The 20,268-nt window shown below is 62.9% G+C and carries 16 protein-coding genes; 7 read left to right on the top strand and 9 right to left on the bottom strand.

Annotated elements, in window-relative coordinates:
- Positions 1 to 4 precede the first annotated feature (4 nt).
- The 4 genes from WJU18_RS16525 to WJU18_RS16510 all read right to left on the bottom strand — a co-directional run bounded on the left by WJU18_RS16525 (position 5) and on the right by WJU18_RS16510 (position 5,939).
- Positions 5 to 2,026: a transglutaminaseTgpA domain-containing protein gene (locus WJU18_RS16525; protein ID WP_423453976.1), complete on the bottom strand. Its 2,022-nt coding sequence runs from the start codon at positions 2,024 to 2,026 to the stop codon at positions 5 to 7.
- Positions 2,027 to 2,114: 88 nt separating this feature from the next.
- The gene (locus WJU18_RS16520) at positions 2,115 to 3,083 is read right to left on the bottom strand and encodes a DUF58 domain-containing protein (RefSeq protein WP_423453974.1); all 969 of its coding nucleotides are present in this window, start codon (positions 3,081 to 3,083) and stop codon (positions 2,115 to 2,117) included.
- Positions 3,084 to 3,322: 239 nt separating this feature from the next.
- Positions 3,323 to 4,471 (bottom strand): IS481 family transposase, encoded by a 1,149-nt coding sequence (locus WJU18_RS16515; RefSeq protein ID WP_423453972.1) that lies wholly within the window; start codon positions 4,469 to 4,471, stop codon positions 3,323 to 3,325.
- Between the two features lie 547 nt (positions 4,472 to 5,018).
- On the bottom strand, positions 5,019 to 5,939 hold the full coding sequence (locus WJU18_RS16510) for an AAA family ATPase (protein WP_423453970.1): 921 nt from the start codon (positions 5,937 to 5,939) through the stop codon (positions 5,019 to 5,021).
- A gap of 36 nt (positions 5,940 to 5,975) precedes the next feature.
- Here WJU18_RS16510 and WJU18_RS16505 point away from each other — a divergent pair, with 36 nt between their 5' ends.
- The 7 genes from WJU18_RS16505 to WJU18_RS16475 all read left to right on the top strand — a co-directional run bounded on the left by WJU18_RS16505 (position 5,976) and on the right by WJU18_RS16475 (position 13,961).
- Complete coding sequence (locus tag WJU18_RS16505; protein WP_423453968.1) at positions 5,976 to 6,929, top strand: histone deacetylase family protein; 954 nt, start codon at positions 5,976 to 5,978, stop codon at positions 6,927 to 6,929.
- A gap of 20 nt (positions 6,930 to 6,949) precedes the next feature.
- Entirely contained in the window at positions 6,950 to 7,750 is an 801-nt protein-coding gene (locus tag WJU18_RS16500; protein WP_423453966.1) for an enoyl-CoA hydratase, read from the top strand.
- A complete protein-coding gene (locus tag WJU18_RS16495) occupies positions 7,726 to 9,087 on the top strand; it encodes a mechanosensitive ion channel family protein (protein ID WP_423453964.1) in 1,362 nt (453 codons plus the stop codon). Before WJU18_RS16500 ends, WJU18_RS16495 begins: the two co-directional genes overlap by 25 nt.
- Before the next feature lie 193 nt (positions 9,088 to 9,280).
- Complete coding sequence (locus WJU18_RS16490) at positions 9,281 to 10,030, top strand: electron transfer flavoprotein subunit beta/FixA family protein (protein WP_423453963.1); 750 nt, start codon at positions 9,281 to 9,283, stop codon at positions 10,028 to 10,030.
- A gap of 20 nt (positions 10,031 to 10,050) precedes the next feature.
- On the top strand, positions 10,051 to 10,983 hold the full coding sequence (locus WJU18_RS16485; protein WP_423453961.1) for an electron transfer flavoprotein subunit alpha/FixB family protein: 933 nt from the start codon (positions 10,051 to 10,053) through the stop codon (positions 10,981 to 10,983).
- A gap of 91 nt (positions 10,984 to 11,074) precedes the next feature.
- Entirely contained in the window at positions 11,075 to 12,862 is a 1,788-nt protein-coding gene (locus WJU18_RS16480) for an acyl-CoA dehydrogenase (protein WP_423453959.1), read from the top strand.
- Positions 12,863 to 13,007: 145 nt separating this feature from the next.
- Complete coding sequence (locus WJU18_RS16475) at positions 13,008 to 13,961, top strand: NAD(P)H-dependent flavin oxidoreductase (protein ID WP_423453957.1); 954 nt, start codon at positions 13,008 to 13,010, stop codon at positions 13,959 to 13,961.
- Between the two features lie 5 nt (positions 13,962 to 13,966).
- On the opposite strand, the gene WJU18_RS16470 is transcribed toward WJU18_RS16475, so the two are convergent.
- The 5 genes from WJU18_RS16470 to map all read right to left on the bottom strand — a co-directional run bounded on the left by WJU18_RS16470 (position 13,967) and on the right by map (position 20,126).
- The gene (locus WJU18_RS16470; protein WP_423453955.1) at positions 13,967 to 14,839 is read right to left on the bottom strand and encodes a sensor histidine kinase; all 873 of its coding nucleotides are present in this window, start codon (positions 14,837 to 14,839) and stop codon (positions 13,967 to 13,969) included.
- A complete protein-coding gene (locus WJU18_RS16465; RefSeq protein WP_423453953.1) occupies positions 14,839 to 15,807 on the bottom strand; it encodes a hypothetical protein in 969 nt (322 codons plus the stop codon). The genes WJU18_RS16470 and WJU18_RS16465 overlap by 1 nt, the downstream gene beginning before the upstream one ends.
- 62 nt (positions 15,808 to 15,869) lie before the next feature.
- The gene (locus WJU18_RS16460) at positions 15,870 to 16,535 is read right to left on the bottom strand and encodes a response regulator (protein WP_423453951.1); all 666 of its coding nucleotides are present in this window, start codon (positions 16,533 to 16,535) and stop codon (positions 15,870 to 15,872) included.
- A gap of 91 nt (positions 16,536 to 16,626) precedes the next feature.
- Positions 16,627 to 19,197 (bottom strand): [protein-PII] uridylyltransferase, encoded by a 2,571-nt coding sequence (locus WJU18_RS16455; protein ID WP_423453949.1) that lies wholly within the window; start codon positions 19,195 to 19,197, stop codon positions 16,627 to 16,629.
- Between the two features lie 107 nt (positions 19,198 to 19,304).
- On the bottom strand, positions 19,305 to 20,126 hold the full coding sequence (map, locus tag WJU18_RS16450; protein WP_423453947.1) for a type I methionyl aminopeptidase: 822 nt from the start codon (positions 20,124 to 20,126) through the stop codon (positions 19,305 to 19,307).
- Positions 20,127 to 20,268: the final 142 nt, after the last annotated feature.

Here is a 20,268-nt window from a genome sequence, read left to right as displayed (position 1 = left end):
GTTCTTATGGCGTAGGCTTGGGCCAGACGATCCGCTTGAATTGGCTCTGGAGTTTAGCGACCTGCGCAGATTGCCCTGTTACATCTGGTGCATACCGCATGCGTTCCATGGTCAGAAGCAACTCGGTCAGTGCGGCCTTGATGGGCGCAGGCAAGCTGTTGCTGCCATTGGCCAGCCGGGCCAATTCACGCGGAGGCGCGTTGGGCGGCACCTCAATACGGGATTGGGTCAGGCGCTGGCGCACCTGGGCCAGCAGGCGCTGCCACGGATCATGCTGCCCGCGCTCCCATTGCGCCCAGGCCGCGCCACCCAGGGCAGCCAGCACGATCAGGCCGGCCAGCACCTTGCCAAGGTCTTCCCAACTCGGCTCTTCAAAGCCGAGGTTCTTGAGGAGATCGAGCTGGCGGTCCTGGGTGTAGTTGAGCACCCATTGGTTCCAGCTGTTGTTGAGGGCTTCCCAGTTGGCGCGCAATTGGGCCAGCAGCGTGGGGCTGAGGGCGCCGATGGCGCCGGCCATCACGCCGTCGGGCGCGCGCAGGCGCTGAAACTGGCCGATGCGGCCGGGCGCCACGGAGGCGGTCGGGTCAACGCGCACCCAGCCTCGGTCGGCCATCCATACTTCTGCCCATGCGTGAGCGTCGGCGTTGCGCACGGTCCAGTAGCCGTCTACGCTGTTCATCTCTCCACCCTGAAACCCGGTTACGATGCGCGAGGGCACACCGGCCGCGCGCATGAGGATCACAAACGCGGAAGCGATGTGCTCGCAGAATCCCGCCTTGGTGTCGAACCAGAATTCATCCGCGCTGTCTCGCCCCGTAACCCCCGGGTCCAGCGTGTATTGGTAGCCGCCCGTGCGCAGGCGCTCCAGGGCGGCCGCCACGATACCGCCAGGTTCGCCGTCGGGGATCCGGCCGCGCAACTCTTCGGCCAATTGCACGGTGCGCGGGTTGAAGCCGGGGGGAAGGCGAAGATACTCGCCCTGGTCATGGCGGGCGCGGCCGTCCGCAGCGGTGAGGCCGTAACGGAACTCGGGGTAGCTTTCGGCACGGTAGCGGAGCAGGTTGGTGACGGGGCTGCTGGCGAGCCACTGCAGATCGGTCGTCAGGCGGGCACGCTGCGACGAGGGCAGCTTGGGTGCCTCTGGCGTGGCGTCGAGCGTGAGCAGCCAGGAGCGGCTGCTGGGCTCCAGGGTGGTTTCATAGCGTATGGGCGAGCCGATGACTTCCAGATCAGGCGGGTTTGCGGCGCGCGAAGGCCGAAAAGCCCTTTCGGTGGCGATCCACTCGCTGCCGTCAAATCGGCTCAGAACGGGGCCGCGAAAGTAAAGCGTGCGTTGCGGTGGCGGTTGGGCGTTTTCAAAGCGCACGCGCATGGCTACCCGGTCGTCGAGCACCAGTTCGGCAACCGCTCCAATCTTCATGGTGCCTGAAAGACCGCTGCGGCCGGTCAGCGCATCGCTGGGCAGGCCCCACAGCGGGGCAAAGCGCGGAAATAGCAGGAAGAGCACCAGCATCACGGGGGCGCCCAGCAGCGCCATCTTGCCGGCAAGCAGGGCCGATTCGCGCAAACTGGGCTGGCCCACCGGCCGGTGGGCGTTGATGAGTGCGGTGAGCAGGCCAAGCAGTGCAACCAGCATCGCACCCGCCGTGAGCAGCGACTGCGACTGGAAAAAGTTGGTCAGCATCGTGAAGAAGCCGAGGAAGAAGATCACCAGCGCATCACGCCGGGCGCGCAGTTCCAGGGTCTTCAAGGCCAGCAGCACCACGATCAGTGTGACCCCGGCTTCACGCCCGAGCAGGGTGCGATGGCTGCCATAGGTAGCAGCCAGAGTCGCCAGCAGAAACGCCAGCAGCCACCAGCGGCTGGGCAATGGCCTGGCCTTGAGGGCGATCCAGCCGCGCCACAGCAAAACTCCGGCCGTCAGCAGGCTGCACCAGAGCGGCAGCGAACGGACCTGTGGCATGACCACCCAGCCGACCACAGCCAGCAGAAACAGCGTGTCACGCGTGTCTCGGGGCAAGTGCATGAGCTTCATTTCCAGTTACCCTCTCGTCATTTCCGCCTGCGCGTGGCCGGCCATCCGGGAATGAAGACATCGTGTGGGCGAATCATGGCTAGCACAATGCAAGAGCCTGGAGGCAGCGCAGGCGCTGCGCGATGCCCCCGTCGGGCTTGATTTCGATGCCTGGCAGGCGCAATCCGTAGTCGAGGCCTTGCGCGTCGGCTGCCAGCACCCAGGCCGCCAGACGGGAAAGACGGCCTTCCGTGTCGAGTGCGCCTGCGCGGGCGAAATCCAGCCACAACTCGTAGCGTTGCGCCTGGCTGGCGTCACGGCTGACCAGCTCGCCGGATTTCGCGAATTTTTTCCAGACCACGAGCTTCATGGGATCGCCGCGCTGGTAAGCGCGAACGCCATCGAATTCGCCGGTGGACCGGGCGCCCGCCGCCATACCGGCGCCGGAGAGGGGCTCACCCGGCGGCAAGGGCGGCGGGAGCGGCTCGGGCGCCGGGTACACCAGCACCTGGGCCGCGGGCCGCCAGATCGTCCAGACCCGGAACGTGCCCAGAGGAAAGCGCGTTTCCGCCGTCAGAGGCGGTACCCGGTGCAGGCCGCGCCCCGGCGGTGTGAAGCTGATCTGCACCGCCGCCTCGCCTTGTGGTGGCACATCGGCCCAGGCCCAATGGCCGGTGCCCTGAACGGCCAGGCCGATGGCGTAACGGGGCGTGCGGCGATCATTGGCCAGCTTGATGTCCAGCACGGCCAGCGCACCGGCAAAAAGTTGCGGTGGCGGCAGCAGGTGCAGCTTGAGCCCGCGCAGGGTGTTGTGGCTGACCACCATGCCGACCGCGACACAGCCTGCCAACAGAAAAGTAAGCAGATAGCCCAGGTTGAGCTGATAGTTGATCGACGCCACAAGCAACACGGCCAGCGTGGCAGCGAGCATCCAGCCCGCACGCGTGGGAAGGATGTAGACGTTTCCCTGCCTGAGCGTGAGCGTATCAGTGAAGGGAAGCCGGGCGAGCCACCATTCGCGTATCTGTTGCCGCAAGCGCAGCTTGGGGAGAAGCGTACCGACAGCCATTAGGTATGGCTCGAGGTTCGCGAGGTTGCGGTGCGTGCGATGGGCGAGCAGCAGAGCTGGCTCGGCCTAGACACCAGAAGCCTCGCCTTCTTTGTAATTCCGGCGAAAGCCGGAATCAAACCATTCGCAGGCCGAGCGAAGCAATGGCCCGACTCAGGTATCCAACCCCTCTGGCCGTGTGTATGGACCGGGGACATGGTGGACACCTGTTCGGGGACATGGTGAACGGTTTTTGGATATTAAACAATGACTCTGCCGGCCTGTATAGACTGATCGCGCAGATCAATGCGAGCAATTCGAAGGGTGCTCCAGAACACGTCATAGCATCCATCTTCAGTGGGATCGGCGCGCACGGCCACCTGCTGGCCTTTGAAGGCCTTGCCGACCTTCCAGAGGCGGTTTTTCCAAGAGATGGCGCCTTGCTTTTGCACCTGGCGCACCTGCTCGGCGCTGGCGTATTCAGGCTCTGCGGGCCGCTCGCAGTACGGCCTGGGACTGGTCCGGTATCGCACGATCGGCACTTGCATGTCCAGCGCCTGGTGAGGGCGTTGTTGGTTGTACACCTGGCGCCAGCGGTCAAAGGCGTGCTGGGCTTCGCTCAGGTTGGCAAGAGGCAACCCCTGCAGCAGCTCCGCCTTGAGTGTGCGGTGAAAGCGCTCATCTTTGCCTTGCGTTTGAGGATGGTAGGGCCGTGAGTGGCCCACTCGAATCCCCTGACGCATCAGCCACAGATCCAGGCTGGTGTAGTGACAGCCATCGTAGCCACCCCATGGGCTGCCGTTGTCCATGGTCATTCGAGCGGGCACACCATAGCGACGCATCACCATCTCAAGACGCTGCACCACGGTGGCTTCCTGCTCATCGCCGCACGCCTGCAGACACACGGCATACCGGGAGTGGTCATCAAGAATCGTCAGTGGGTGGCAGCGTCCGCGCAGCATGGCTACGTGGCCTTTGAAATCCATCTGCCACAGATCGTTGGGCTCAGGGTGCTCAAAGCGCCTCCAGGGCGTGGCTGCCTCACTGGCCTGACCCGAAATCAAACCATGGCGACACAAGATCGCATGCACGGTGCTCACTGCAGGCACTTTGACTCCTAAGTTCATCAATCTGTGCGTGAGCTTGCGTGCGCCCCAGGCGGGGTGCTCCTGGCGTAACTGACAGACTTGCTGCTCGAACTCAAGCGGGCATTGATTGGGTGAATGCTTAGGCCTGCGGCTTCGATCGCTCAAGGGCTGAAGCTGGCGAGCACGCTCAAGCCATTTGTAGCCTGTAGTGGGGCTAATGCCAAAGCGCAAGCACAGTGCTCGGATATTGGATTGTTCGTGCTGGGCGAGCGCTACAAATTCTTCGCGTAGGGACATGGCTGAGCTTTCCTGCCAAGGCATCGGTGACCTCCTATAAGGCTGTTCGATACCTAAGCTTGATCTGTTCACCATGTCCCCGAACAGGTGTCCACCATGTCTCCGGTCCATACAGCCGTGCCGAGGAGCGCAGAGCGAGGGGTGGGCAGGAGCACTGAAAGATGCTCCTGCTTCAAGATCTGACTTGCCGGCGTTGTTTGAGCGACGTGAACGAAGTGAACATAGCGAGTTCGACGGCACCACTCCTCGATCGGGCACCGCAGGTTGCCCGTAGCGAAGCGGAGGGACACGGCAAGTGGGGTCGCCTTTCTTTGGCCTACGTTTCTTCGGCCGGCGATCCGGTGGCGACGCAAAGAAAGGTAGGTGCACCGCCGGGGGCAATCCTGGCCTCCGACCTTGGATAGCTAACAGAAAGCCATTCAGATCAACCGCCGTGAAAGCCCCCATCCCAGCCTTCCCCCAGGGGGGAAGGGGCCGATACGGCGGAACGCAGTGAAGCCTATTGAGGGCGCAGCGAATGAACAAGAGCAAGAGCGCCGAGCGTAGCGAAGTCTGTTAACGAGGGGACGCATCACGGCAACGGAGTAGCGTCGATCATGGCGCGCACCTGTTCGGCGGCACCTCGGCCAGCATCGCTCACCGGCACCATCCTGTGCGCCACGCATTGGGGCAGGATAGCCTGCACGTCGTCCGGGGCCACGTAGCCGCGTCCTGCAATGAGCGCCTGTGCCCGCGCCGCCCGCATCAGGGCGATACCCGCGCGCGGCGAGAGCCCCTGAATGAACCAGCGGCCCGATCGGGTAGCAGCGATCAAGTCCTGCACATAGTCCAGCAGCGGTCCAGCCACGTGAACCTGCTCCACGGCATGCTGCAAGGCGGCCAGATCTGCGGCGTTCAGCAAGGCGGGCAGGGTGGCAAGCAGATCGCGGCGATCGCTGCCCGTCAGCAACTGGCGCTCCGCCTGCCGCTCGGGATAGCCCAGCGAAATGCGCATGAGAAAGCGGTCAAGCTGCGATTCCGGCAGGGCATAGGTGCCCAACTGGTCATGCGGGTTCTGCGTGGCGATCACGAAAAATGGTGTGGGCAAGGCCCGCGTCTGGCCTTCGACCGACACTTGTTTCTCTTCCATGGCCTCCAGCAGCGCGCTCTGCGTCTTCGGACTGGCACGGTTGATCTCGTCGGCCAGCAGGACCTGCGCGAACACCGGGCCGGGGTGAAAGACAAAGGCCTCCTTGCCCCGCTCATACACGGCAACGCCCGATAGATCGCTGGGCATCAGGTCGGCCGTGAATTGCACCCGAGAGAACTGCAGGCCGAAGGTGCGTGCCAGCGCATGGGCCAGCGTGGTCTTGCCGACCCCGGGGACGTCTTCGATCAGCAGATGGCCGCCAGCCAGCAAGCAGGCTACGCTGTCTTGAACCTGACTGTTTTTGCCCACCAGCACCGTGTTAAGCTGATCGAGAATCGATTGGATTTTTGTTGCGACGTCCATAGGGCGACGTTACCTGAAAAACTAGCGAATAAAGCCGTGGGGACGACCGGATTTTTTACACACGAAGATTGCCGCAAGCACGAGATGGGCGCGGGTCATCCCGAGTGCCCCGCGCGGCTGGACGCCATCGAAGACCGCCTTCTGGTGACGGGCGTGGGCGATGCCCTTGAGCGGCGCGAAGCCACGCCTGCCGCCATGGGCGAGCTCCTGCTGGCGCATGGCCGGCGCCACGTGGCGGCTCTGCGAGGCCTGAATGACATCCTGCTCGAGGAGATCCAGGCGGGCGGCCCGGATCACTATTCGCTGGATTCGGACACCTCCATGAACCAGCATACCTACCGGGCGGCCTTGCTCTCGGCGGGTGCCGCCATCAATGCGGTGGATGCGGTGATGGCCGGCGAGCTGGAAAACGCCTTCTGCTGCACCCGACCGCCCGGCCACCATGCCACGCGCAACCAGGCGATGGGTTTCTGCTTCTTCAGCAACGTGGCGGTGGCGGCCAAATACGCATGCGAGCGGCATGGCCTCAAGCGGGTGGCCATCGTGGATTTCGACGTGCACCACGGCAACGGCACCGAGGACATCGTGGCGGGCGACGAACGCATCCTCATGGTGAGCTTCTTCCAGCACCCGTTCTATCCCGATGGGGGTGCGAAGAAACACGACGCGAACCTGGTCAACTGCCCGGTGCCGGCCTACACCCGAGGCATGGATATCCGCGAGCTGATCGAGATGATGTGGATTCCACGGCTGGAAGCCCACAAGCCGGAACTGATCCTCATCAGCGCCGGCTTCGATGCCCACCGCGACGACGACCTGGGCCAGCTTGGCCTGGTGGATCAGGATTACACCTGGATCACCCAGCGCGTGAAGGGCGTGGCGGACCGCTTTGCCAACGGCCGCATCGTCAGTTGCCTGGAGGGTGGCTACAACCTCAACGCACTGGCGCGCAGCGTGGAGGCCCATCTTCGGGTGCTTGCGAGTGTTTGAACTGTCAATCGGATTGCGTCATGGCCCATATCACTGATTCTCCGGTGCTCCATCAGAGGGATGCGCGCGGCGTGCACGTGCTGACGCTCCATCAGCCCAAGTCCTTCAATGTGCTGAGCGAGACCGTGCTCACCCAATTGCAGAGCCACCTTGCCGAGATCGCGGCCGATGAATCGGCGCGCGCGTTGGTGATCGCCGCCGAAGGCAAAGCCTTCTGCGCGGGGCACGATCTGAAGCAGATGAAGGCCAACCCCCAGCAAGCGTATTACCAGCGCCTGTTCGCCCAGTGCAGCAAGATGATGTTGGCCATCTTGAAACTGCCGGTGCCGGTCATCGCCCGAGTGCAGGGGCTGGCGACTGCCGCCGGTTGCCAGTTGGTGGCCCAGTGCGATCTGGCGGTGGCGGCGGATACGGCGCGCTTTGGCGTCAATGGTATCGATGTCGGCTTGTTCTGCGCTACCCCCAGCGTTCCCCTGGTGCGCAACCTGCCAGCCAAGCAGGCCATGGAAATGCTGCTGACAGGCGGCTTCATCGACGCGGCCGAGGCGCTTGCGCGCGGGCTTGTCAACCGCGTGGTGCCGGCCAGCGAACTGGATACAGCCATCGAGGAATTGCTCAGCGCCATCTGCTCCAAACCACGCGAAGCGGTGGCCATGGGTAAGCAGCTTTTCTACCAGCAGCGTGAACTGGGCATCGAGGCAGCCTATCAACTGGCTGGCCAGACCATGGCCTGCAACATGATGCTCGATGTTGCGCAGGAGGGCGTTCAGGCGTTCATTGACAAGCGAGAACCCGCATGGCGTCTATCCAGACAGGGTTGACATCCGACGCGGGGTTGCGCATAGACGACTGGACCGACTGGTGGGCCAGCGTGAGCCAGCGCGGGGTGCTGATCGAAATCGCGGTGATCGCCGGTTGCGCCTTGGCGGCCTGGGCGCTGGCAATTGCGGCGAGGCGGGCCTGGCCTTTCACGGACGATAAGCCGTCCATTCTCAACGGTTCGAGAGGGTTCGACGGCGCCCTGTTTCCCATCCTGTGGCTTGGCCTGGCCTATGTCGCGCGGCTGGAGCTGTCGCGCTGGCAGGCCGTACCCTTTTTCCGCGTGGCTCTGCCGGCGCTCGTGGCGCTGGCGGTGATCCGCATCGGCGTGAAAGCGCTGCAGGCGGCCTTCCCAAAAGCCGAGTCGGTGCGCGCTCTGGAACGTTCGATTTCCTGGATTGTGTGGCTCTGCTTCGTGTTATGGGTGACTGGAGTGCTGCCATTGCTCATGGACGAGCTCGACCAGGTGACCTGGCAGGTGGGGGGCAGCAAGCTCTCGATCGCTATGCTGTTTCGGGGCGTGATCACCGTGGGCGTGGTGGTCATGCTGGCTCTTTGGGCTTCCACGGCCATCGAGACCCGGCTGCTGCGCACGGCCAGCGGAGCCGGATTGTCGGTGCGCATCGCCATCGCCAATGCGGTTCGGGCCTTGCTGCTGGGGGTGGGGGTGCTGATCGCGCTTTCGGCGGTCGGTATCAACCTGACCGCGCTTTCGGTACTGGGCGGCGCCATCGGCGTCGGCATCGGGCTGGGCCTGCAAAAGCTGGCGGCCAACTATGTCAGCGGTTTCGTGGTGCTGGCCGAGCGGGCCATTCGCATTGGCGACATGGTGAAGGTGGATGGCTATGAGGGCCAGGTGACCGACATCCGCACACGCTACACGGTAATCCGGGCAGGCAACGGCGGTGAGTCGATCGTGCCGAATGAAATGATGGTCACCCAGCGGGTTGAGAACCTCTCCCTGACGGACCGGCGGGTATGGAGATCCAGTGTGATCTCCGTGGGCTATGACAGCGATGTCGATCTTGTCATGCGCTTGCTGCGGCAGGCGGCTTTGTCGAGTTCCCGTGTGCTGCGGGAGCCCGCGCCATCGGTGTCGCTATCGGCTTTCGGTGCCGATGGGCTTGAGTTCACCGTGGGTTTCTGGATGGACCAGCCTGAGTCCGGCCAGCTCGGCTTGCGCTCGGAGGTGAATCTGGCCATCTTGCGGTCGCTGCGCGAGCACGGGATCGATATTCCGTTCCCTCAGCGTGTGGTGCACATGGCCCCAGGCTCAGGCGAAGGACAGCCGTCCGCACAAGGTGCCGGTGATGTGTCCGTGGGCAATCTTTCAAAATAAAAAGAACGATCGTTCGAAATTCGTTTAATATCAAGCTCATGCTCCCTGCAGCGCCTTGAGAACGTGTTTCCAGGGGCGCTGCCCGGCGGTGAACTAGAATGTTTGCCCAGATACCGATGCCAACGTGCCTCACTTTCTGTCATGCATAGGCGCGTTCGGTCCTTAATTTCAAAACCTGCAGGAGATGCCGTAAATGAAAGCACTGGTCGCTGTCAAGCGCGTGGTGGACTACAACGTGAAGGTACGTGTCAAGAGTGATGGCACGGGAGTAGACATTGCGAACGTGAAGATGAGCATGAACCCCTTCGACGAGATTGCCGTCGAAGAGGCGGTTCGGTTGAAGGAAAAGGGCGTGGTCACGGAGATCATTGCGGTGTCCTGCGGCGATGCGAAGAGCCAGGAAACGCTGCGCACGGCGATGGCCATTGGAGCAGACCGTGGCGTGCTGATCGAGAGCGATGCCGAGCTGCAGCCGCTGGCGGTGGCCAAGTTGCTGAAGGCGCTGGCCGACAAGGAACAGCCGCAACTGATCATTCTGGGCAAGCAGGCCATTGACGACGATGCCAACCAGACCGGCCAGATGCTGGCGGCGCTGGCGGACCTGCCGCAGGCCACCTTTGCCAGCAAGGTTGAAATCGAAGGCGGCAAGGCCAGCGTGACGCGCGAGGTCGACGGCGGCCTGGAAACCATTGCCCTGAGCCTGCCGTTGGTGGTCACCACCGATCTGCGCCTGAACGAGCCGCGTTATGTCACGCTGCCCAACATCATGAAGGCCAAGAAAAAGCAGCTCGACGTGATCAAGCCCGAAGAGTTGGGTGTGGATGTGGCGCCGAGGCTGAAGACGTTGAAAGTGGCTGAGCCGCCCAAGCGCGGTGCTGGCGTGAAGGTGCCGGATGTGGCCGCCCTGGTGGACAAGCTCCGCAACGAAGCCAAAGTCATCTGAAGAACAACGGAGCTAGGAACATGACCGTACTCGTCATCGCTGAACATGACAACGCCTCCATCAAGGCGGCAACCCTGAACACCGTCACTGCAGCCATTGCCTGCGGTGGCGACGTGCACGTGCTGGTGGCCGGCCACAATGCCGGTGCCGCAGCCGAAGCCGCTGCAAAAGTAGCCGGCGTGGCCAAGGTGCTGCACGCCGACGCAGAAGGCCTGGGCCACGGCCTGGCCGAGAACGTGGCCGCGCAGGTGCTGGCCCTGGCTGGCAACTACAGCCACATTCTGTTCCCGGCCACGGCCAGTGGCAAGAACGTCGCTCCCCGTGTGGCAGCCAAACTCGATGTGGCGCAGATCAGCGACATCATCAAGGTGGACAGCCCCGACACGTTCGAGCGCCCGATCTATGCCGGCAACGCCATTGCCACCGTGCAAAGCGCGGACGCCACGAAGGTGATCACCGTGCGTACCACGGGCTTTGACGCAGCGGCCAACAGTGGCGGCAGCGCAGCGGTGGAGAGCGTGGCAGCGGTCGCCGACAGCGGCAAGAGCAGCTTCGTGAAGGCGGAGCTGGCCAAGAGCGACCGTCCGGAACTCACTGCAGCCAAGATCGTGGTCTCTGGCGGCCGTGCACTGGGCTCGAGCGAGAAGTTCCAGGAAGTGATGACGCCGCTGGCGGACAAGCTGGGCGCGGCCATTGGGGCGAGCCGTGCAGCGGTGGACGCGGGTTACGCGCCCAACGACCTCCAGGTGGGCCAGACGGGCAAGATCGTGGCGCCGCAGTTGTACATTGCAGCGGGCATCTCGGGTGCGATCCAGCATTTGGCGGGCATGAAGGATTCCAAGGTGATCGTGGCGATCAACAAGGATGAAGAAGCGCCGATCTTCAGCGTGGCCGACTACGGTCTGGTGGCGGATCTGTTTACCGCTGTGCCGGAACTGGTCAAAGCACTCTGATTTTTCGGGTCAGAAAAACGGCGTTTCGCGTTTGACGTGAACGCCGTTTTTATTTGTCCGGAATACCCACTACTGAAATCAAGGAAACGCCATGAGTTTCAAGGCTCCCCTCAAAGACATGCTGTTCAACATCGAGCATCTGGCGCGTATTGACCAGATCGCCGCCATGCCTGGCTTCGAAGATGCCGGCCTGGAAACAGCTCAAGCCGTGCTCGAAGAGTGCGCACGCTTCAACGAGGGCGTGGTGGCTCCCCTCAACGTAGTGGGTGACACCGCGCCTTCTTCCTTCAAGGACGGCGTCGTGACGACCACCGCCGGTTTCAAGGAAGCTTTCAAGCAGTATGCCGAGGGCGGCTGGCAAGGCTTGCAGCATCCCACCGAATACGGCGGCCAGGGCTTGCCCAAGACCATTGGCGCGGCCTGCGTTGAAATCCTCAACTCTGCCAACCTGAGCTTTGCCTTGTGCCCGCTGCTGACAGACGGCGCCACGGAAGCCTTGCTGACAGCCGCCAGCGACGAGCAGAAGGACATCTACCTCGAAAAGCTGGTAACCGGCCAGTGGACCGGGACCATGAACCTGACCGAGCCTCAGGCAGGCAGCGATCTGGCTTTGGTGCGTACGCGCGCCGAACCGCAGCCCGATGGCACCTACAAAATCTTCGGCACCAAGATCTTCATCACCTATGGTGAGCATGATATGGCCGAGAACATCGTGCACCTGGTGCTTGCGCGCGTGGCTGGCGCGCCAGAAGGGGTGAAGGGCATCAGCCTGTTCGTGGTGCCCAAGTTCATGGTGAATGCGGATGGCTCTCTTGGTGCACGCAATGATGCACATTGCGTCAGCATCGAGCACAAGATGGGCATCAAGGCCAGCCCGACGGCGGTGCTGCAGTTCGGCGACCATGGCGGCGCCACCGGCTTCCTCGTGGGAGAGGAAAACCGCGGCCTCGAGTACATGTTCATCATGATGAACTCCGCCCGCTATGCCGTGGGCATGCAGGGTATTGCAGTGGCCGAGCGCGCCTACCAGAAGGCCGCCGCCTACGCCAAGGAGCGGGTGCAAAGCCGCCCGGTGGACGGCAGCGTGAAGGGCAGCGCTACCATCATTCACCATCCGGATGTGCGCCGCATGCTGATGACTATGCGCGCCCTGATCGAGGGCTGCCGGGCTATGGCCTCCGTGGCCGCTGCCGCGTACGACGCCGCTCACCACCACCCCGATGCGGAGGTGCGCCAGCAAAACCAGGCTTTCTACGAGTTCCTGGTGCCGCTGGTCAAAGGGTACAGCACCGAGATGAGCCTTGAGGCGACCGATCTGGGCGTGCAGGTGCACGGCGGCATGGGGTTCATCGAAGAGACCGGTGCGGCGCAGTACTACCGCGATGCCAAGATCCTGACCATCTACGAAGGCACCACCGCCATCCAGGCCAACGATCTGGTGGGGCGCAAGACGGCGCGTGATGGCGGCCAGACGGCAGAGGGTCTGGCCAGCCAGATCGAAGCGACTGAGAAAGAACTGGCTGCGGGCAGCGCCGATGCCCAGGCCGTGGGCAAGCGTCTGGGTGCGGCGCGCAAGGCTTTCCTCGATGTCGTGAGTTTCATTGCGGCCCAGGCCAAGGGCGACCCGAATGCGGCCTATGCCGGCAGCGTGCCTTACCTGATGCTGGCAGGCAACCTGGTGGCCGGCTGGCAGATGGGCCGCGCCTTGCTGGTGGCTGAGCAGGAGTTGGCGAAAGGGAACGATACCGCTTTCATGCAAGCCAAGATCGTGACCGCGCGCTTCTACGCCGATCACATCCTCACCCGCGCGCCGGGTGTCCGCGATGCGATCGTGGAGGGCGCGGAAAGCGTCACCGCGCTGCCGCTGGAAGCCTTTTAAGCCTCTCGTCATTCCGGCGCGGCCCGGAATTCATCAGCGGCGGTCAATGAGGCGCCGCCGATGGATGCCGTTCAAGGCAGGGCAATACTCCACGCACGGAGCCTGAGCCTTGCCCCTTTTCATTCCCACCAAGAAGAGCGTTTCCATGTCCAAACTCCCTCCGGTGCTTGCCAAGCTGAAGTTCCCTGTCATCGGTTCGCCGCTGTTCATCGTCAGCAACCCCCAACTGGTGATTGCCCAATGTACTTCCGGCGTGGTGGGCTCCATGCCGGCGCTCAATGCCCGTCCTGCGGAGCAACTGGATGAGTGGCTGGCGGAGATCACAGAAGCACTGGCCGCGTGGGACAAGGCCCATCCTGACGACCCCGCCGCGCCTTTTGCCATTAACCAGATCGTGCACAAGAGCAATGACCGACTGGATCACGATATGGCGCTGTGCGAGAAGTACAAGGTGCCCGTCATCATTACCAGCCTGGGCGCGCGTGAGGACGTGAACCAGGCTGTGCATGGCTGGGGTGGCGTGGTGATGCACGATGTGATCAACAATGTGTTTGCGCGCAAGGCAATCGAGAAGGGGGCTGATGGCCTGATCACGGTGGCGGCGGGCGCAGGCGGCCACGCCAGCGCCAAGAGCCCCTTCGCCATGATCCAGGAGGTGCGCAGCTGGTTCGACGGCCCCGTGGCGCTTTCTGGCGCCATTGCCTCGGGCGGCGCCATTCTGGCGGCTCAGGCCATGGGTGCGGATTTTGCCTACATCGGCTCTGCCTTCATTGCCACCGATGAGGCGCGCGCGGTGGATGGCTACAAGCAGATGATCTGCGAGAGCGATTCCGACGACATCGTCTACAGCAATTTCTACACCGGCGTGCTGGGCAACTACCTCAAGGGCAGTATCCGCAACGCCGGCATGGATCCGGACAACCTGCCGCAAAGCGATCCCAGCAAGATGAGCTTCTCGTCTGGCAGCGCCAAGGCGTGGAAGGACATCTGGGGCTGCGGACAGGGCATTGGCGCCATCAAGGAAGTGACGAGCACCGCCGATCTGGTGGCCCGCCTGAAGCGGGAGTATCAGGAGGCGAAAGCGCGCCTTCTGGGGTAATCACTTCACTTCATATTGACGAGCAGCAATGTTTTTCCGGGCTGGGAGCTGATCGCCATGGATCCGCCTACCCGGGCAGCCCGGGCCTGCATGCTGCGCATGCCGACATTGATGCTGGCCCGCTGAACGGCCTCGGTATCGAAGCCCACGCCATCGTCTTCGATGTGCAACTGCAGCCTCCTATTGTGGCCATGGCCCGCGGCTTGCATGCGGATCAGGACATGCCCGGCACGGGCGTGCTTGATGACGTTGGTCAAAGCCTCTTCGAGCAGGCGCGTGAGCGCCATCAACTGCTGCGTGCTCAAGGCACAGGGCCAGGAGGAGGGGACTTCCCAGGTGCTGCGGGTGCCTAGCTCGTCCAGAAGGCCGGCGAAGCGGTGGCGCAGCGGCGCCAGCCATTCCGAGGGCAGGGCGGGAACCGCCAGGGCATCGCTCGAGCTGCCGTCGATGACCTGGCGCAGATCGTCGCGCAGGCCTTTCAAAATCGAGGTGAATTGAGGGGATTCGAGCTGCGAGCCCGATTGCTCAACCATGGCCAGTGACCGAACCAGGGAGCCACCCACGCCATCGTGCAGATCGTGCGCGATCTGCAGGCGTTCACGCAGGCGCGCGTTGGCCACTTCCAGCGAGTGCTCGCGCTCCATGGTGCTGCTCAACTCGCGGCGGGCGTCATCGACCGCGGTCTGCAATTCGGCCGTGAAGGCCTCGATCCGCTTCAAGTTGCGGGCATGGCTCCAGGCGACCACCAGCAGCATGCCGACGGTGGTAATGGGCGCGGCAATGGCCGTGTAGCCTGCTTCGGCGTTGATGATGTGGTTGATCGCAAGCAGGTCATACAGGCCGATGACGATGAAGGCCAACAGGCAAGCGGCCAGCATCAGGTGATCCGGCTGCCGGGTGCGCCAGGCGTGCCATTGAAACTGAAGGCAATTCGAGAAAAAACGAATGCGACCACCAATCCGCAGAAGTCGGTGACGGCCTTGATGTGCGCTGCGGGAGCCAATGCCACGGTGCCTGCGAGAAGCGCCGCCACCACCCACAACGCTGGTCCGAGCTTCGCGAATCGCTGACGGCCGAAGCGCCATGTGAACATGCAGAAGGCGCACACATACAGCAGGAGCGCTATGGTGCTGAAGCGAGCGATCTGATAGCTATTGGAAAACGGCCAGGTGCTGGTGGCCAGTATGTTGATCGCGAACAGCACCCAGGCCAGTGACATCAGGGCGTACCAGCCAAAGGCACGCTCAACGCGCCGCATGAGCCACAGGAAGAGAAACAGGCAACCCAGGCCGGCGCTCAGCACCACGTTCACGGTGAACAGCGTGCGATGCCGCCATTGTTGCGACGTGTAGACATTCTTCAGCTCAGTGGGGTCCCCCACGCGGACCTCTCCCAGGCCCGAGCCAAAGGCCGCCAAGCCGCTCACTCGGATCCAGATGCTGTTCACGCCTGCGTGCAGGGCAGACTCCGGCAACAGCCAGTAGCGCGGCAGGTTCCAGCTGCGCGAAAGCGGCTCGCTGAGGTGCTCGTCCCGCCAGAGCAGGTCGTCGTTGATGAAGACTTCACCTGCCATGATGATCCGGTTGAGCGTCAAGGCCACCGGGCCCGGCTTTCCCGCAAGGGCGGGGCAGTCTCGCCGCCAATCGATCCGGTACCAGACCGTGTTTTCTTCCTCGGGCCAGCGATCGGCCCATGTGTCAGGGAGGGTGACGGGTACCCAACCGCTGTTGGGGCGGGCATCTGGAGAGGCCGTGGTGGGGGCGGCCATGATGGAATCCACCAGGATTTTGCACTGCAGCGGTGCGGCCTGCGCCGTCTGCCCCCATGCCGGCGCAGTGAGCAGCATCAGCAGCAGTACCGCCAGCAAGCCCAGCCAGGAGGGAGCGCGAAAAAGGGGGTGCGGGTGTCTCAGGAGCCTGCGGAATCCGCCGGAACTGCCGAAACGGCTAATTGGCGGTAGATATTCTTGATCTGGCATTCAATCGTCTGTCTTGATGCGCCCAACTGCTCGGCGATCTCCCGGTTCGTCAGCCCTTGAGCCACCAGCTTCAGCAGCTCATGATCCTCGGTATTGGGTACTTTTGAGTTAATCATTTCCAACTCTAGAATGTACCTTGCAATCAGGGGGTCAATGGGGGCGCCGCTGCGCAAAATGCAGCGAAGCGCCATCAAAATTTCCAGATCGTCGCGCTCCTTGAGCGCATACCCGGTGGCTCCAGCGCAAAGTGCCTCCATGATGGCCGCCGGTGTGCTCCAGGCAGTCACGACGAAGATGTTCGTGGAAGGATCCCGGGCGCGTAGTTGCTTGATCAACATCAGGCCGTTGCCATCGGGCAGGCCAAGATCCACCAGTGCGAGCGCGAAGGGTTGATGAGGCGGCCGCCCCGCCACGAGCGCGCTGCCTTGGGCCAGCGTGCTGGCAGAGACCAGCGCATCCGGCAGATACCCGACTTGAGCCAGCAGGCCAAGCAGACGATGCAGAACCAATGGATCGTCTTCTACGACGAGTACGGGGGACGGCAGGCTTGATGCTGCTTGATCAGAGGGCGAGGCTCCTGTGGGGGCGGAATGCATGGTTCATGAGTTTGTCATGTCTTCCATGGCTTTCATATCACTGAAATCAGGTAGTCAGCAGCAATAGGTCGCAGGTTTCTTGTCTTACCTCTCAATTGGCCGCCAGTACTTCGAGCAACTCGTGCTCGATCGTGAGCTGTGTCTTGCTGTGCTGCAACTGGGCGCCTTGCAGGAGGAAAGTGTCTTCCACCCGCTCACCCAAGGTGGTGATCTTGGCCAGTTCCACGCTGATTTCATGGGCGGCCAACACGCGGGCGACGCCATACAGCAGACCCACGCGGTCGCTTGCAGACACGCTGAGCAGCCAGTGCTGCGCCTTTTCATCGGGGCGCAGATCTACCCGTGGCGTGATGGGGAAGTTCTTCACGCGCCGTGACAGGCGCCCCAACCGGGGCTGGGGAAGCGGCCCCTGACTGTTGATCGCTTGAGGTAACTCGGCCTCGACCATGTTGACGAACTCCCGGTAATGGTCGGGAATGGTCGAGCTCACCACCTGGAAGGTGTCCAACGCCTGGCCGTCCCGTGTCGTGTGGATCTTGGCGTCGAGGATCGAGAAGCCCGCGCGGTCGAAATAGCCGCAGATGCGTGCAAAGAGATCGGGCAGATCACCGGAGTACACCAGTACCTGCAAGCCCTCGCCCACAGGCGAGAGGCGCGCGCGCACAATGGTCTTGACGGCCTTGGCAGGGGACTCCAGGCTTTTCTTGTGGACATGACGCGATAACTGCCGCGCATGCCAGGCGATTTCACCTGCATCGTGGCGCATGAAGTAGCTCACATCCAGCGTATCCCACAAGGCTTTATGGGCTTCGTGCGGCTCGGAGGCGAGCGCCAGCTGGACCAGGGCTTCGCGCTTGCGTGATTCGATCAGCGCATTCGCATCCGGCGCACGGCCGCCGAGTGTGCGCACAGTCAGCTTGTACAGGTCTTCCAGCAGCTTGCCCTTCCAGGCATTCCAGACCTTGGGACTCGTGCCGCGCACATCGGCCACGGTGAGGAGGTACAGCGCGGTTAGATAGCGCTCGTTGCCTACCCGGGCCGCGAAGTTCCTGATGATCTCCGGATCGCTCAGATCTTCCTTCTGGGCGATGCGGCTCATGGTCAAGTGCTCGCGCACGAGAAATTCGATCAGCTTGACGTCCTGCGCCGCAATGCTGTGGTGCTGGCAGAAGCGCCGCACTTCCTGCGCGCCCAACTCGGAGTGATCGCCGCCACGGCCTTTCGCGATGTCGTGGAAGAGGGCGGCAGTGAAGAGAATCCAGGGCTTGTCCCAACCGGCAGCCAACTGCGAGCAGAACGGATACTCGTGTACGTGCTCGGCCATGAAGAAGCGTCGTACGTTGCGCAGCACCATCAGGATGTGCTGGTCCACGGTGTAGACATGGAACAGGTCGTGCTGCATCTGCCCGACGATGCGCCGGAATACCCACAGGTAGCGCCCCAGCACGGAAGTCTGGTTCATCAGGCGCATGGCGTGCGTGATGCCCTGCGGCTGCTGCAGAATGGCCAGGAAGGTGGCGCGGTTGAACGGATCGGCCCGGAAGGCGTGGTTCATCAACGTGCGCGCGTTGTAGAGCGCGCGCAACGTGCGCATGGAAAGACCCTTGGTCCCGGGCGTCTGCTCGTACAGCAGGAAGGTTTCGAGGATCGCATGCGGGTTGGCCTCGTAGAGGTCGTCGCGCGCTACTTCGATCATGCCCGCCTTGTCGAAGAAACGTTCGTTGATGCGGTGCAATTCCGGCAGCGGTTCGCCCCGTGCGCTGCGCAGGTATTCATCGATGCCTTGCAGCAGGATCTGATTGAGCTGCGTGACTGCCTTGGCGGCCCAGTAGTAGCGCCGCATCAATACTTCGCTGGCGCGCATGACCAGACGGCCGCTTTCGGTGAAGCGGTTGGTGAATCCGAATGATTCGGCCACCGCGGTCTGCAGGTCGAACACCAGCCGGTCTTCGCGCCGTCCTGCAATCAGATGCAGGCGCGCGCGGATGAGCGAGAGCACGGCCTCGTTGTGCCGCAACTGGCGCAGTTCATGCGGGGTGGCCAAACCCGCCCGGGCCAGGTCTTCCCACCGGCCGCCAATGCCCGCGGCGCGTGCGGCCCACAGAATGATCTGCAGATCCCGCAGGCCGCCGGGAGACTCCTTGCAGTTGGGCTCCAGGGCGTAAGGCGTGTCCTCGTACTTGGAGTGGCGCTGGCGCAGTTCCAGCCGCTTGGCGGTGAAGAAATCCTGCGCGTCGAGCTGTGCCGTGAAACGCTGCTGGAAATCCTTGAAGAGCTTGCGGTTGCCTGTGATCAGGCGCGCCTCGAGCAGGGCGGTCTGTACCGTGATGTCCTGCTCGATCAGGCTCATGCACTGGTCCACCGTGCGTACGCTGGAACCGATTTCGAGCCCGGTGTCCCAGCAGCTGCGGATGAAATCCTCGATGCGCGGGCGCAGCGCTTCGTCTTCGGCGGGGGTGGTGCCAGGGGGCAGCAGCAGGAGTACGTCGATATCGGAATAGGGGAACAGCTCGCCCCGCCCATACCCGCCCACGGCCGCCAGCGCCAGCCGATGGTCCAGGCCAGCCGCAAGCCACAGCTTTCGAAGCATGTCATCCGTCAGGCGGGCCAGATTCACCAGCCCGGTGCGCACGCTGCGGGTGGCGGAGCCCGCGGCGCGCATGCTGGCCAGCAGCGCATTTTTTTCTGCTGGAACTCTTCGCGCAGCGCCTGCTCGGACAGGGCGGGGGTAGGGGGTGTCATCCCAGGTGGTTCGCGGAATCCGCCGGATCAGACCGCCACGGGGGCGGCCGTGGTTACGAAATCGGGCGTCGCGGGGCTGCCGGCGGAGAGGGTCAGTACTTCGTAGCCGGTGGGGGTGACCAGCACCGTGTGCTCCCATTGGGCCGACAGGGAGCGGTCCTTGGTCACGATGGTCCAGCCGTCGTTCATTTCCTTGATCTCGCGGCGGCCGATGTTCACCATGGGTTCAATCGTGAAAATCATGCCCGGTACCAGCTCCACGCCCGTGCCCGGCTTGCCGTAATGCAATACCTGCGGATCTTCATGGAACACCTGCCCGATACCGTGGCCGCAGAACTCCCGCACGACCGACAGGCCGTGGCCTTCCACGAACTTCTGGATCGCGTAGCCTATGTCCCCCAGGCGGGCGCCCGGTCTGACCTGTTCGATGCCATGCCACATGGATTCGTAGGTCACCGAGCACAGGCGCTTGGAGGCGATCGAGCATTCGCCGATCAGGAACATGCGGCTGGTGTCGCCGAACCAGCCTTCAGGCGTGATCACCGTGACGTCCACGTTGACGATGTCGCCCTTTTTCAGCACCTTGTCGTTGGGAATGCCATGGCACACCACGTGATTGACCGAGGTGCACAGGTGCCCGGGAAAGGGAGGATAGCCAGGGGGCTGGTAGCCGATGGTGGCAGATTTGGTGCCTTGCTTGGCCATGAATTCCGAGGCCAGGCGATCGATCTCGATCGTGGGAATACCCGGCACGATGTGCGGCGTGAGTTCATCCAGCACCTCAGCGGCCAGCCGGCAAGCCGTGCGCATGGCTGCAATGCCGGCTTCATCTTTGATGGTGATTGTCATGGAGCAAATTATCCCACCCGGCGGGAAAATGCACAGGAAAGCTCCAATAAAGCCGCTTCCGCGACCGGAGAGAGGAGGGCGGATAAAATCGGAGGATTTCAGCGTCTGCCCCAGTCAGCGGCAGGCACTGCCTCCATTTACA

It is taken from the genome of Ottowia sp. VDI28 (genome assembly GCF_049532675.1).
GTDB lineage: Bacteria > Pseudomonadota > Gammaproteobacteria > Burkholderiales > Burkholderiaceae_C > Ottowia.
Note: the sequence above shows the minus strand (reverse complement) of the source record. Positions and strands in the feature narration are given on the sequence as shown.